7 protein-coding genes are annotated in these 13,940 nt (G+C 73.5%); 4 read left to right on the top strand and 3 right to left on the bottom strand.

Annotated features, from left to right (window positions below):
* Nucleotides 1-226: 226 nt before the first annotated feature.
* The 3 genes from ACIG87_RS04480 to ACIG87_RS04470 all read left to right on the top strand — a co-directional run bounded on the left by ACIG87_RS04480 (nt 227) and on the right by ACIG87_RS04470 (nt 4,620).
* Nucleotides 227-1,597, top strand: coding sequence for a nucleotide sugar dehydrogenase (locus ACIG87_RS04480; protein WP_396848113.1), 1,371 nt, complete (start codon nt 227-229; stop codon nt 1,595-1,597).
* Between the two features lies 1 nt (nt 1,598).
* A complete protein-coding gene (locus ACIG87_RS04475; protein WP_396848111.1) occupies nt 1,599-2,975 on the top strand; it encodes a glycosyltransferase in 1,377 nt (458 codons plus the stop codon).
* Between the two features lie 112 nt (nt 2,976-3,087).
* Entirely contained in the window at nt 3,088-4,620 is a 1,533-nt protein-coding gene (locus ACIG87_RS04470; RefSeq protein ID WP_396848110.1) for a polysaccharide deacetylase family protein, read from the top strand.
* Nucleotides 4,621-4,726: 106 nt separating this feature from the next.
* Here ACIG87_RS04470 and ACIG87_RS04465 read toward each other — a convergent pair whose 3' ends face one another.
* The 3 genes from ACIG87_RS04465 to ACIG87_RS04455 all read right to left on the bottom strand — a co-directional run bounded on the left by ACIG87_RS04465 (nt 4,727) and on the right by ACIG87_RS04455 (nt 7,673).
* Nucleotides 4,727-6,310: a DUF4139 domain-containing protein gene (locus ACIG87_RS04465; RefSeq protein WP_396848108.1), complete on the bottom strand. Its 1,584-nt coding sequence runs from the start codon at nt 6,308-6,310 to the stop codon at nt 4,727-4,729.
* A gap of 102 nt (nt 6,311-6,412) precedes the next feature.
* Entirely contained in the window at nt 6,413-6,634 is a 222-nt protein-coding gene (locus tag ACIG87_RS04460; protein ID WP_396848106.1) for a hypothetical protein, read from the bottom strand.
* Between the two features lie 109 nt (nt 6,635-6,743).
* Nucleotides 6,744-7,673 (bottom strand): sulfite exporter TauE/SafE family protein, encoded by a 930-nt coding sequence (locus tag ACIG87_RS04455; RefSeq protein WP_396848104.1) that lies wholly within the window; start codon nt 7,671-7,673, stop codon nt 6,744-6,746.
* An 836-nt stretch (nt 7,674-8,509) separates the two neighbouring features.
* Between ACIG87_RS04455 and ACIG87_RS04450 the strand changes: the two genes are divergently transcribed.
* Nucleotides 8,510-13,940 (top strand): beta-ketoacyl synthase N-terminal-like domain-containing protein (locus tag ACIG87_RS04450; RefSeq protein ID WP_396848102.1); only part of this gene is annotated, 5,431 nt, incomplete at its 3' end.

Below are 13,940 nucleotides of genomic sequence, written 5' to 3'. Positions count from 1 at the left end.
GACGCTGGGACAAACGTGGCCAGTGATTCCACCGCGACTACCAAGAGTGACGCATTATCGCCACAACTTCGCCTTTGGGTGGTTCCGGCCCGAGAAGAATGACCGAACGGCTGGTCACGGACCGTAGCATTTCGTCTACTGGCCGACTGTTCGTGGGACGGCCGGCGGGCAGCGGAGTCCGCACTCTTGGGCCATCACCATTCACCTTCCGTGAGGGTCCCCGACCATGTCGCAGCTCCTGCCCGCCGCCGCCCGGTCCGATCTCCCCACCGTCGCCCCGGCATCCCCGTCCACCTCGACGGAGCCCGCCACCGCCCCCGGCGTCTCCACCGCCCCCGGCGCGCGCACCGCCGTGGTCGGCCTCGGGTACGTCGGCCTGCCGACCAGCCTGGCCCTGGTCGCCAGCGGGTCCCGGGTGATCGGCGTGGACATCGACCCGGCCCGGCTCGACGTCATCCGGGACGGCCGGGCCGACCTGCTCGACGTCGACCACGACCGGCTGCGCGAGACGCTGGGGGCCACCGATCCCGCCCTGCGGCTCACCACCTCGATCAGCGAGATCGCCGACGCCGACACGGTGCTGGTCTGCGTGCCCACGCCGGTGGACCGCCACCTCGCCCCGGACCTCACCGCGCTGCGGGCCGCCTGCGCGGCGGTGGTCGCCCACGCCCGCCCCGGTCAGACCATCGTGCTCACCTCGACCAGCTACGTCGGTACCACCCGCGAACTGCTGGTCGAGCCGTTGGCCGCCCGTGGCCTGCGGGTCGGGCAGGAGGTGTGGGTGGCCTTCGCCCCGGAGCGGGTCGACCCCGGCAACGACCGGCACCGTCAGGAGCTGACCCCCCGGGTCGTCGGCGGGACCACCCCCGACTGCACCGCGCGGGCCGCCGCCGCGCTGTCCCGGATCTCCCCCCGGGTGCACCGGCTCGGCTCACCCGAGGCCGCCGAGATGACCAAGCTGCTGGAGAACACCTTCCGGGCGGTGAACATCGCCCTGGCCAACGAGTTCGCCGACCTGTGCCGGGAACTGCGCCTGGACGTCACCGAGGTGATCGACGGGGCGGACACCAAGCCGTACGGGTTCATGGCCTTCCAACCCGGCCCCGGTGTCGGCGGGCACTGCATCCCCTGCGACCCGCACTACCTGCTCTGGCAGCTGCGCGGCCAGCGCCGCGAGGCACCGCTGATCGAGACCGCGATGCGGGGTATCGCCGCCCGTCCCCGCCACGTCGTCGAACGGATCCGGGACCTGCTCGCCGGGGCCGGTCGTCCCCTGCTCGGGGCGCGGGTGCTGCTGGTCGGGGTGACGTACAAGCCCGGGGTCGCCGACGTCCGGGAGTCACCGGCGTTGGAGATCATCGGCGAGCTGGTCCGGGCCGGCGCGGACGTCAGCTTCGTCGACGACCTCGTCGCGTCGGTCCGCACGCCCGACGGCGGAACCCTGCACCGCCGCACCGACCACACCGACCAGGAGTGGGACCTGGTGGTCGTGCACACCGCCCAGGCCGACCTGGACGAGTCGTGGCTGCGCGGGCAGCCCATGGTGCTCGACGCCACCTACCGGCTGACCGGCCTGCCCCGGCGGGAGGTCGTCTGAGATGCCGGTGCCCCCACCGGTCCGGCGCGGCCTGCGCCGGCTGCTCACCGTGCTCGCGCTGCTCCCGCTGGTCGCCCTGCTGGCCCGGCAGCTGCCCCAGCTGCCGTACGCACCGCTGTTGGCGTACTACGGCTTCGCCGTGCTCACCGCCACCGTCGCCGTGTTCTACCTGGCCTACGCCCGCTACGTGGATCCCAGCGAGGCTCCGCCGCAGACCCGGCACGCCGCCGCGTTCCCGCCCCTGCCGCCGGCCCCCCGGGTCAGCCTGCTGGTGGCGGTCAAGGACGAGGTGGACGGGATCGAGGCGTGCGTGCGCTCGATGACCGACAGCGCGTACCGGCCGTTGCAGGTGATCGTGGTCGACGACGGCTCCACCGACGGCACCGCCGAGGTGCTGGACCGGCTCGCCACCCAACTCCCGGTCACCGTGCTGCACCTGCCCCGCAACGTCGGCAAGAAGCGCGCCCTGGTGCAGGGTGCCCGGCACGCCACCGGCGAGGTGCTCGCCTTCACCGACTCCGACTGCGTCCTCGCCCCGGACGCGCTGGGCCGCTGTGTCGAGGCCCTGTTGCGGCAACCGGACCTCGGTGCGGTCAGCGGGCACGCTCGGGCGCTCAACCCCGACGAGTCGCTGCTCACCCGGGTGCAGGACGTCTGGTACGAGGGCCAGTTCCGGGTCTCCAAGGCGGCCGAGGCGTCGTTCGGCGCGGTCACCTGCGTCTCCGGCCCGCTGGCGGTGTTCCGGCGGGACGCGGTGATCAACTACCTGCCCGCCTGGGCGGCGGACCGGTTCCTCGGCGGCGAGTTCCGCTTCGCCACCGACCGGCAGCTCACCGGCTACGTCCTCGGACAACGCTGGATCGGCGACCGGCTCAAGCGGCGCTTCGCCGACTCGCCGTTCGTCCGCGACGAGGACCACCCGCCCCGCGCCTGGCGGGTCGGCTACGTCCGCTCGGCCCGGGTGTGGACCACCGTGCCGGCCCGGCTGCGGCCGTTCCTGCGCCAGCAGACCCGCTGGAAGAAGAGTTACGTCCGGAACCTCTTCTTCACCGGCACCTTCATGTGGCGGCGCGGGCCCGGCCCGGCCGCGCTCTACTACGGACACGCGCTCTGGGTCGCGCTGGCCCCGGCGATGGCCCTCTCCCACCTGGTCCTGGCACCGCTTCGCGGTTGGTGGGCCGTTCCGCTGCTCTACCTCTGCGGGGTGCTGCTCAAGGGCACCGCCTGGGGGCTGGCGTACCGGCTGGACAACCCGGGAGATCCGCGCTGGGCGTACCGGCCGCTGATGAGCGTGCTCTCCGCCACCGTGCTCTCCTGGCTGCTGCCCTACTCGGTGAACACGATCCGGCGCGGCGTCTGGTCCCGGAGCACGGTGTGAACGCGGGCCGGCGGCTGTTGACCCGGCTGGCCCGGGTGGCGCTCACCCTCGGCGGGGTGGTGGCGCTGGTGCTGCTCTACGCCGTGGTGTTCTCCCGGGGCGAGGTGCTCCGATGAGGCTCATCTGGCCCCGCTCGCTCGGGGCGCTGCTCTCGCTGGTCACCCTGCTGGTGGTGGCGGCGCCCTTCGGGGTGTCCTGGTACCTCGCCGACCTGCGGCGGCACGTCAGCGGGCAGCGGGACACCGCGGTCACCCGGGTCGACCCGGCCGACCTGCAACGGTGGACCGAGTTGGCCGGGCAGCTACCGGCACAGGCCGCCCCGGTGGTGGTGGCCTACCACGACATCCGGCCGCACGGCGACGACCCGGCCGAGACCGCACCGGGTGGCCGGGAGCACTACGTGGTCACGCCGGAGGAGTTCGACGCCCAGCTCACCGCCCTCCGCGCGGCGGGTTACCGGACGATCTCCTCGGCGCAGTACGTCGACTACCTCCGCGGCGGCGCGGTCCCGGCCCGCTCGGTCTACCTGACCTTCGACGACGGCACCCGCGGGCTGTGGTCGTACGCCGACAAGATCCTGGAACGCCACGACATGGTGGCGGCCGCCTTCCTGATCACCGCCCAGGTGGGCGAGCATCGGCCGTACTACCTGAGCTGGGCGGAGGTCAACCGGATGGCCCGCTCGGGGCGGTGGAGCTTCCAGGCGCACACCCACGACCTGCACACCCGGGTACAGACCGCACCGGGGCAGCTCGGCTCTCCCCTGACGCACCGTCGGTGGGAGCCGACCACCGGTGCCCAGGAGAGCCTGGCCGCCTACGAGCAGCGGCTGACCGCCGACTTCGACGCGATGTTCGCCGCGTTCGCCGCCCACGATCTGCCCCGGCCGCAGCTGTTCGCGTACCCCTTCTCCGAGATCGGCGACGCGACGACCGATCCGGAGGCCGCCGCGTTCAGCCGTGACCTGATCGCCGCACGGTTCGTCGGCGCGCTGACCAACAAGTCGCTCGCCCCGGACCCGACCAGCCGCCGATCGGCGGCGGGCGGGCAGGTCGAACGGGCCGAGGTGTACGCCACGACCAGCGCCGCCGAACTGGTCAGCGCGGTCGTCGAGCGGACGGCCGTGCCCGCCGAGGTGACCGACCCGTTCGCCCGCGCCTGGGACTGGCGCGACCAGCACGGCGAGCCGATGACCGACCTGTCCCCGCTGACCGCCGGCCGGTTCACCGCCACCAGCCCACGCCGCGCCTACGGCACGCTGCTCGCCTACGCCAGCGCCGACTGGACCGGCTACACGGCCGAGGCCACGTTGCGCGGGCTGCGGGCCGACGGCGGCACCGTCACCCTGGTGGTCGGGGTCAACGGCGACGCTCCGGTCTCGGTACGGGTGGCGTACGGCCGGCTGGCCCTGCTCCGCGACGGCCGGGTGGTCGCCGAGGCCGCGCTCGCGCCGGCCGCGACCCACCGCGTCGCGGTCACCGTACGCGACGGCGAGACCGTCGCCCGGGTCGACGGCGGCCCGACCCTGCGGGTGGTCACCCCGACCGGGCCGGGTGCCACCGGTGGCCTCGCCGTGGCGGTCGACGACGACGAGGGCCGGCCCCACCCGTCCGTCGCCACCCTCGGGGTGTCCACCGCGGACTGAGCCGGCCGCGCCCGGCTGCCGCACCTGCCGGACCGGTCCCCCACCCACCGCCCATCGGCGGGCGGGGGACCGGTGGCGGTCGTCACCGCCGCGCGGGAGGGTCCGGTCACTCCCGCCAGCCGGCCAGCTCGACCCCCTTGCCGAGCTCGACCCGGAAGCCCATGGTGACCTCGCCGGTCTCCCCCGGGGCGAGCCGCAGCCGCCAGGTCAGTTCGCCCAACTCGGTCCGCTCGTCCGGTGGTGGGACGACGGTGGACTCCCGGACGACCACCGCCTCGTCACGGGAGACCGGGAGCTGGTCGCGCACCTCCACGGTCGTCGGCCGGGGCGTGTGGTTACCCACGCTGATCCGGTACTCCACATCGCGTCGCCGGGTCGAGCCGAGGGTGGCCCGGGTGTCGGCACGCCGACCCAGCTTCCGCTCCACCCGCACCCGGTCGTCCACCCCGAGCGCCAGTTCGGTCTCCTCGCCGGGCGCCCACACCGGCAGCCGGGTGGCGGCGACGAAGTCGGCGCCGTGGAAGACCGCCGCCGGGCCGGGGAGCAGCGTGTGTGCCGAGGTGTTGCGCACCGTCGCCCGCAGGTGCGCCTCGGGCACCCGGAGCGGCACGGTCACGTGATCCAGCCGGACCGGCAGGTCCAGCACCGCGATGACGGCCCGGTACGCGCTGCCGTCGGCAGGCACCGCCACCGGGCGGGACGGTCGGTAGGTCGCCGCGGTGACCCCCTGCTCGACGGCGGCCACGCTCTCCCGCATGCTCGGGCGCGGAGCGGCGGAGCGGGCCATGCCACCGCCGGCCGCCGCGCCCGGCGCCGGAGGCGGCGGTGCGCCGAAGCTCGCCGCCGGCAGGGCCGCCATCGCGGGTGTCGGCCGGACCCGGTCGAGATACCAGGGCGACAGCTCGGGTACGCCGGCAACCGCCGCCGGTCGCGCGGTCGAGAGCTGGAGGACGCACTCCGGCCAGTCCTCGCCGGTGTCCTGGGTGACCAGCCCGAACCAGGTGACCGTCATCGCGTCGTCGACCAGCCGCAGGTCGTAGGAGGACTGCCAGCGGGCCCCGTCGACCAGGTAGGTCAGCTCCAGGTCCAGCACGGCGTCGTCCGTCTCCACCGCAACGGTCACCTCGGCGGCCAGCCGGTCCGGTTCCCGCTTGCCGTTCACGGCGGCCAACTGCCGCTCGAGGGCAGCCGACTCCTCGGTCAGGTCGGTCCGCCGCCGGGCCAGGCCGCGCCGACGGCGGTGCGAGTCGGCGAGTTGGGCAGCCACCGAGTCGGCGAAGGTGGCCACGTCGGCCGGGCCGGTCTCACCGGCGGCCAGCGTGCGGGCGTAGGTGCCACCGGCCCGGTCGGCCAGCCGGGCGAGGAACTGCCGCCGCTGTGTCTCGACCTCGGCCGCGTCGTCCACCTCGGCCAGTTCGTCGGCCAACTCCCGGGCCCGTTGTTCCCGCTCGCGGACCTGGCCGTCGACGCTGCGGGCCCGCCGCCACGTGGCCACGTCCACACCCAGCACGGTGGCCGCACCCCCGCCGCCGACCCGCAGCGAGTCCCGCCGCAGGCCCAGCGGCAACGGTGCGATGCGTACCCGGTGCTCACCGGCGGCCAACCGGACGTTGCCCCGGCGGGTGACCCGGGCCCGGTCCGGGTAGACGGTGACTGCGACAACTGGTGCTTCGATCTCCACTGCGTCCACGGCGGCGAGGGTAGCCGGACGGCGCTCGCGACGTCGCCGGACGCCCGGACCCGGCCGGGCGACACGGTCCGCCACCGTCCACCGGGGCCGGTCCGGCCCCGGTCAGCGGTTGCCGTCGTCCCCGGCCGAGTCCGCTACGGACGCCTCCGACCCCCCGCGCAGCCAGAGCCACACCCCCGCCAGCCCGAAGGCCGCGCCCGCGACGGCGATCGCCGTCTCCGCCAGCCCGGAGAGATCGTCCAGGAACGGGAAGGTGCGGGACAGCACCAACGCCACGAACGCGATCAGCAACAGAAGGGTGGCGAGAACGCGTTGTCGAATCATGGACGCCATTGCAGCACACCACGCCGAGCGTCCTCGCGCACCAGTCCTGCCGACCCCACCAGCCTGCCGGCCCCACCAGGTCGGTGGTGAGCTGCCGGGCCGCCCCCGATCAGCTCGGCGCGGTGGCCGGTTCCCCGGAGCCGCCCTCGCGGGCGACGGCGACCGGCGCGACCTGCCGGTCGGCCAGGTGTCGGCGCGTCGACCAGGTCACCGCCGCCACCCAGACCAGGGCGACGATCAGGTAGCAGATGTACTGGGCGGCGGCCGGGGCGGCGATCCAGTCGCTGCGCAGCAGGGTCCGGGTGTTGGTCAGCACGATGACCCCGCCGACGGCGGAGCCGAGGATCCGGGGCGGGACCAGCCGTACCAGCCAGGCGGCGATGGGCGCGGCGATCATGCCGCCGAGCAGCAGCGCGCCCACCCAGCCGAAGTTGATGTTCTCCGAGCCGATGCCGACCAGGAACCCCAGGCTGGCGGCGACCGCCACCAGGAACTCGCTGGTGTCGATCGATCCGATCACCCGGCGGGGTTCCAACCGGCCGCTGGCCAGGATCGCGGGTGTGCCGACCGGCCCCCAGCCACCACCGCCGGTGGCGTCGACGAAGCCCGCGACGAGCCCCAGCGGCCCGAGGAAGCGCTTGCGCAGGGGCAGCCCGACGCGCTCCCGGGGCAGCCCGGAGACGGTGAACCGGATCAGCACGTACAGGCCGAGGGTGAACAGGATCAGCGACATGATCGGGGCCGCGGCCTCGGTGGAGAGGCGGGACAGGAAGGTCGCACCGGCGAACGCGCCCAGGGCGCCCGGCACACCGACCCGGCGGACCACCGTCCAGTCGACGTTGCCGAACCGCCAGTGCGCGGCGCCCGAGACCAGGGTGGTGCCGATCTCGGCCAGATGAACGGTTGCCGAAGCGCTGGCGGCTCCGGTGTTGAGGGCCAGCAACAATGTTGTGGATGTCACACCGTAGGCCATCCCGAGGCTGCCGTCGACCAGTTGTGCACCGAGGCCGACGAGGGCAAGAAGAAGCAGGCTACGCACAATTACCACCGATCCGGAAGGTGAATGGGGAAGGCAGCTCCGCCGGGGTGGACCACCATGCCGGTGTTGACCGTCCCGCCTGGTCGGAGCCCGTGCAGAGTGTGGTGCTGCTGGAGAAATCAGCACGCAGATCGTCCGGCCCTGGAGCGCTCGACCACCCGACACGCAGCGCGTGAAACGCTCGTTAAGTGAGCACGTCGGCCGTCGTCAGAGGTCGGAGTTTGACCAGCCCAGAGCCGTCACCGGCGACGCCTCCAGGGCGTCTTCACCTCGCCGACAGTCACCGCCGAGGTCGGCAACGATGGGCGAGACAGGGACACAGAGAGTAATTTCACCCCGCCCCACCAGGGAATCTGATGATCAAAAACCAATCCCACCTCGCCTCACGAATGCCACAGCTAATCGATGGGTAATGCCGGCATCAATGCCGATACGGATCCTTGATGTTCACCGCAATCTATGGCAAGACCCGTTCCACATGGTGAGACGATGCAAGAGTTGATCTCCACCACCAGGGACTTCCCGGCCAACAGAAAACAGTTTGGAAATAAAGCTGAAAATGAACGGGTAACCCACGATGACACGATCTGGTGACAGGGTCGACGCATCGATGAACCTTTTGCCTGGTTACCCCAACGGCATATCCGGTCGCCTTGGTAGGAAATCTTCAGCCAAGCGGCCTGGATGGTTGGATTTAACCGGGGCGTAACTGGGAGACTCTAGATTGTGACTCAGTGCGACATTGACTGCCGCAAATCAGAACCACGCTCGCCGGCGATCGGCCGGCAGATCCCCCCCGTCACCACGCGATCCTTCGCGACCGAAGTGGGAGCCCGATGAGTAGCGCACCGTACACGCGTGACCTGATCCTGGTCGTCAATCCTGTAGGCGTCCTGGAACCCGGCCCACGGATCACGGCCGCCACCGCCGCCGGTGGGGGGCGGGGCATCATCGACCTGGCCACCGGCGACGACTGGGCGCTGCGGGCGCTCACCCGCGCCGCCAGTTGGTCCCCCACCCCGGTCGGCATCCGGGTGCCGGCGAACTGCCGGGCCACCCCCGCCGAGGTGGAGCGCGCCGCGGCCGGCCGGGTGGACCTGGTCGTGGTCGAGCCGACGAGCCCGTGGCCACTGGCCGAGATCACCCCGCACCACCGGGTGCTCGTGGAGGTGACCAGCCGGGCCGAGGCGCGCGCTGCGGCGGCGGCCGGGGCACACGGCCTGATCGCCCGCGGCATGGAGGCCGGCGGCCGGGTCGGCGAACTCAGCTCCTTCGTCCTGCTCCAGCAGCTCGTCGCCGACGACACCCTCGACCTGCCGGTCTGGGTGGCCGGCGGAATCGGCCCCCGCACCGCCGGTGCCTGCCTGGTCGGCGGTGCGGCCGGCGTCGTCCTGGACACCCAGCTCGCCCTGATGCCCGAGTCGGAGCTGCCGGCGGACGTCCAGGCGGTGATCCGGCGGATGGACGGCTCGGAGACCCTCCTGCGCGACGGGGTGCGGGGCATCCGCCGGGGCGGCCCACACGAGGCAGACGCCGAGCTGTTGCCCGTCGGCCAGGACGGTTGGCTGGCCGGCGCCTTCGCCGCCCGCTGGCCGGACACCGCCGCCGCCGTCCGGGGAATGCGCGCGGCCATGCTCGACGCCGTCGACGGTCCGGACGCCGCCGACCTGCTCCAGCCCGGCGCTCCCCTCGCGGCGACCCTCGGGGTACGGGTGCCGGTCGCCCAGGGCCCGATGACCCGGGTCAGCGACGAGGCGTCCTTCGCCGCGGCCGTCGCCGACGGTGGCGCGCTGCCGTTCATCGCGCTCGCCCTGAACTCGGCCGACCAGTGCCGCCGGATACTCACCGAGACCGCCGAACGGCTCGGCGACCGGCCCTGGGGCGTCGGGGTGCTCGGCTTCGCCCCCGAGGAGCTGCGCGCCGCGCAACTGGACGTCATCCGCGACATCCGCCCCGCCTGCGCGATCATCGCCGGTGGCCGGCCACCGCAGGCCCGCGCCCTGGAGGAGCAGGGGATCAGCACCTTCCTGCACGTGCCCTCCCCCGGCCTGCTGCGCCAGTTCCTGCGCTCCGGCGCCCGCAAGTTCATCTTCGAGGGCGCCGAGTGCGGCGGACACGTCGGTCCCCGGGCGAGCTTCCCGCTGTGGGAGGCCCAACTGGCGGTGCTCGACGAATACCTCGACACCGATCCCGCTGCCGGCGCGCAGCTGCAGATCTTCTTCGCCGGTGGGGTCCACGACGCCCGCTCCGCGGCGATGGTCGCCACGATGGCCGCGCCGCTGGCCCGCCGGGGCGCCCAGGTCGGCGTGCTGATGGGCACGGCGTACCTGTTCACCGCCGAGGCGGTGACCTACGGCGCGGTCCAGCCGCTGTTCCAACGCGAGGCGCTCACCGCCGAGCACACCGCGCTGCTGGAGACCGCCCCCGGGCACGCCACCCGTTGCCTGCACACCCCGTTCGTCGACGACTTCCACCAGCTGCGCACCCAACTGGAGGGTGCCGGGGTGGAGAACCGCGAGGTGTGGGAGCAACTGGAGCTGCTCAACGTCGGCCGGCTGCGGATCGCCAGCAAGGGCCTGCGTCGCTCCGGCGACGTCGTCGAGGCCGTCGACGAGACCGTCCAGGCCAGTGACGGGTTGTTCATGGCCGGCCAGGTCGCCGTGCTGCGCGACACCGCCACCACCGTCGCCGAGCTGCACGACGCGGTCACCACCGAGGTACGGGGCTTCCACGGCGACCGGCTCGACGCGCTGCGGACCCGGCTCGCGCCGCCGGTCGCCGAGATCGACCAGCCGCCGGCCCCGCTGGACATCGCCATCGTCGGGATGGCCTGTATGCTGCCCGGCTCCCCCGACCTGGACAGCTTCTGGCGTACCGTGCTCAGCGGCACCGACACCGTCACCGAGGTACCGGCCGACCGCTGGGACACCGACCACTACTACGCCCCCGAGGTCGGGCCGGGGCAGACCGGCCGGATCAGCGTCTCCAAGTGGGGCGGGTTCATCGAGCCGGTGCCCTTCGACGCCATCGGCTACGGCATTCCGCCGGCCGCGCTGAGCAGCATCGACCCCACCCAGCTGCTCGCCCTGGAGGTCTCCCACCGGGCGCTGGTCGACGCCGGCTACGCCTACGACGCCCCGGGCGCGGACCACGCCCGCACCGGCGTGGTGTTCGGCGCGGAGGCCGGCAGCGACATGGGGCACGCGCAGACCCTGCGCACCATGCTCCCGGCCTACCTCGGCGAGGTGCCCGAGGAGATGCAGGAGCTGCTGCCCACGGTCACCGAGGACAGCTTCCCCGGCGTGCTGGCCAACGTGATCGCCGGCCGGGTCGCCAACCGGCTCGACCTGGGCGGGCCCAACTACACCATCGACGCGGCCTGTGCCTCGTCCCTGGCCGCGATGGACGCCGCCTGCAAGGAACTGGTCAGCGGGGACAGCGACCTGATGATCTGCGGTGGCGCCGACCTGCACAACGGCGTCAACGACTACCTGATGTTCACCTCGGCGCACGCGCTCTCCCCCACCGGCCGGTCCCGCCCCTTCGACAGCACCGGCGACGGGATCGCCCTCGGCGAGGGGGTCGCCTGCGTCGTACTCAAGCGGTTGGCCGACGCCGAACGCGACGGTGACCGGATCTACGGCGTGGTCAAGGGGCTCGGCGGGGCCAGCGACGGACGCGCCCTCGGCCTGACCGCGCCGCGCCCCGACGGCCAGCGGCGGGCCCTGGACCGGGCCTACCACCGCACCGGCATCTCCCCCCGTGAGGTGGGGCTGGTGGAGGCGCACGGCACCGGCACCGTGGTCGGCGACCGCACCGAACTGGAGACGTTGACCCGGATGTTCGTCGAGGCCGGCGCCGAACCGGGCGGCTGCGCGCTCGGCTCGGTGAAGTCCCAGATCGGGCACACCAAGTGCGCCGCCGGGCTGGCCGGGCTGATCAAGGCGACCCTCGCCCTCTACCACGGCATCCGGCCCCCCACCATCCACCTGGAACGGCCCAACCCGGCCTGGCACCCGCAGCAGAGCCCGTTCGCGTTCTTCACCGAGGCCCGCCCCTGGCCGGTGCCGGCCGCCGAGCGGATCGCCGGGGTCAGCGCGTTCGGCTTCGGCGGCACCAACTTCCACGTCGTGCTCAGCGCGTACCCGAACGCGCCGGAACCCCGGCACGCGCAACGGATCTGGCCGGCGGAGCTGTTCTGCTTCCGCGGCGCGGACCGGGCCGCCGCCCACCAACCGATCCGGCAACTGCTGGAGAACCTGGCCGGCGACGAGGGTCGCAACCGGCCGGGACGGCTCGCCGAGCTGGCCGCGTCGGTCGCCGCCAAGGCCGCCAACCGGCCCGGAACGACCCACGTCGCGGTGGTCGCCCGGGACCTGACCGAACTGGAGACGCTGCTGCGTCGGGCCCTGGCCGGCGAGCACGACCCGGCCCAGGGCCTGGTCCAGCCGGCCGGGGCCGACCCGGTCCGGCCCGGTCAGGTGGCGTTCCTCTTCCCCGGCCAGGGCAGCCAACGCCCCGGCGCGCTCGGGGAGCTCTTCGTCGCCTTCCCCGAGCTGCGGCACTACCTCGAACTCGACCGGCCGGCAGCGGAGCTGCTCTTTCCGCCGACCGCGTTCGACCAGGAGTCCCGACGCGCCCAGGAGGACCGGGTACGCGACACCCGGATCGCCCAGCCGGTGCTCGGCATCGGCGGCCTCGCCATGGACCACCTGCTGCGCCGACTCGGGGTCCGACCCGACATGACCGCCGGCCACAGCTACGGCGAACTCGTCGGACTCTGCGTCGCCGGGGCGTTCGACGCGGCCACCCTGCTCGACCTGAGCCGGCAACGGGCGGCGGCCATCCTCGGCGCGTGCGGCGAGGACCCGGGCACCATGGCCGCGGTCAACGCGACCGCCGACCAGGTCGCCCAGACGCTCGCCGGGGCCGGCCTGACCAGCGAGGTGGTGCTGGCCAACCGCAACGCCCCGCAGCAGGTGGTGGTCTCCGGCCCGACCGCGAAGGTGCGGGCGGCGGTGGTCGCGCTCAAGGAGGCCGGCCTGTCCGCCCGCGCCATCCCGGTGGCCTGTGCCTTCCACAGCCCGGTGGTGGCCGGCGCGGTGGAGACCTTCGCCGAGGTGCTCGCCGCCCGGCAGATCGCCGAACCGCGCATCCCGGTCTGGTCGAACCTGACCGCCGCACCGTACTCCGGTGACGCCGGCCAGGTCCGCCACCACCTCGCCGAGCAGATCGGCGCACCGGTCCGCTTCGTCGAACAAATCGAGGCGATGTACGCCGCCGGCGCCCGCCTCTTCGTCGAGGTGGGCCCCGGCCAGGTGCTCACCCGGCTGGTGCAGGCCGTGCTCGGCGACCGACCGCACCGGACGGTCGCCTGCGAACGCGGCCCGGCCGACGGCCTGCGCGGGTTCCTGATCTCGGTCGCCGAGCTCGCCTGCGCCGGCCTCCCGGTCCGCCCCGACTGGCTGTTCCACGGCCGGGTCGCGGACGACGCCAGCACCACCGCACCGTCCCGTCGTCCGCTCTGGACGGTCGACGGCCAACTCGTCCGGGACCAGCACGGCAACTGCCTTCCCGGTGGCATGACCCCTCCCCGACGGATCAAGGAGTTGTCGATGACCCCTGCCAACGGCACCGCCACCACCCCCGGCACCGCCACCGGCACCGTCAGCGGCCCCGAACCGGCGGCCGTCCGGGACATCCGGGGCGAGCTGCTCAGTGAGTACCTGCGCACCACGCGGGACATGATCGCTACCCAGCGGGACGTGATGCTCGCCTTCCTCGGCGACTCCGGTGGCGCCGGAAGCCAGCCGGCCTGGCAGCCCACCGAGACGTACCGGGTCGAGGGGTACACGGCACTGCCCGCCGGGCCGGCACCGACGCCCACTGCGGCCCCGGCCGCGATGCCCGCCCCGGCTCCCCGGCCCACCGTGGCCCCGGCCCCCGCCCCCGCCCCGGCCCCGGCCCCGAGGCCCGCCGTGGCCCCGGCCGTGGTGCCCGCCGTGGCGACGTCGAACGGCGGCACGGCGCTGGCCACCGCACCGGCGATCGCCCGGCCCGTGCCGGTCACCCCGGACGTCGTGCCCGTCTCTCCCGCGGTCGGCGGCGTCGTCGCGGCCCCCGCCCCGGCCGGACCGGGCATCGCCGAGTTCCAGCACGCGATCCTGGCGGTGATCAGTGAGCGCACCGGCTACCCGGTCGACCTCATCGAACTCGACCTCGACCTCGAAGCCGACCTCTCCATCGACTCCATCAAACGCGCCGAAG

Origin of the sequence: Micromonospora sp. NPDC051925, assembly GCF_044548625.1 — a bacterium.
Taxonomy (GTDB): Bacteria; Actinomycetota; Actinomycetes; order Mycobacteriales; family Micromonosporaceae; genus Micromonospora.
Note: the sequence above shows the minus strand (reverse complement) of the source record. Positions and strands in the feature narration are given on the sequence as shown.

What these genes read in the sequence shown, in the direction of transcription:
- ACIG87_RS04470 (WP_396848110.1), top strand. Translation starts at nt 3,088, where the DNA reads ATGAGGCTCATCTGGCCCCGCTCGCTCGGGGCGCTGCTCTCGCTGGTC.
- ACIG87_RS04460 (WP_396848106.1), bottom strand. Translation starts at nt 6,634, where the DNA reads ATGATTCGACAACGCGTTCTCGCCACCCTTCTGTTGCTGATCGCGTTC.
- ACIG87_RS04475 (WP_396848111.1), top strand. Translation starts at nt 1,599, where the DNA reads ATGCCGGTGCCCCCACCGGTCCGGCGCGGCCTGCGCCGGCTGCTCACC.
- ACIG87_RS04480 (WP_396848113.1), top strand. Translation starts at nt 227, where the DNA reads ATGTCGCAGCTCCTGCCCGCCGCCGCCCGGTCCGATCTCCCCACCGTC.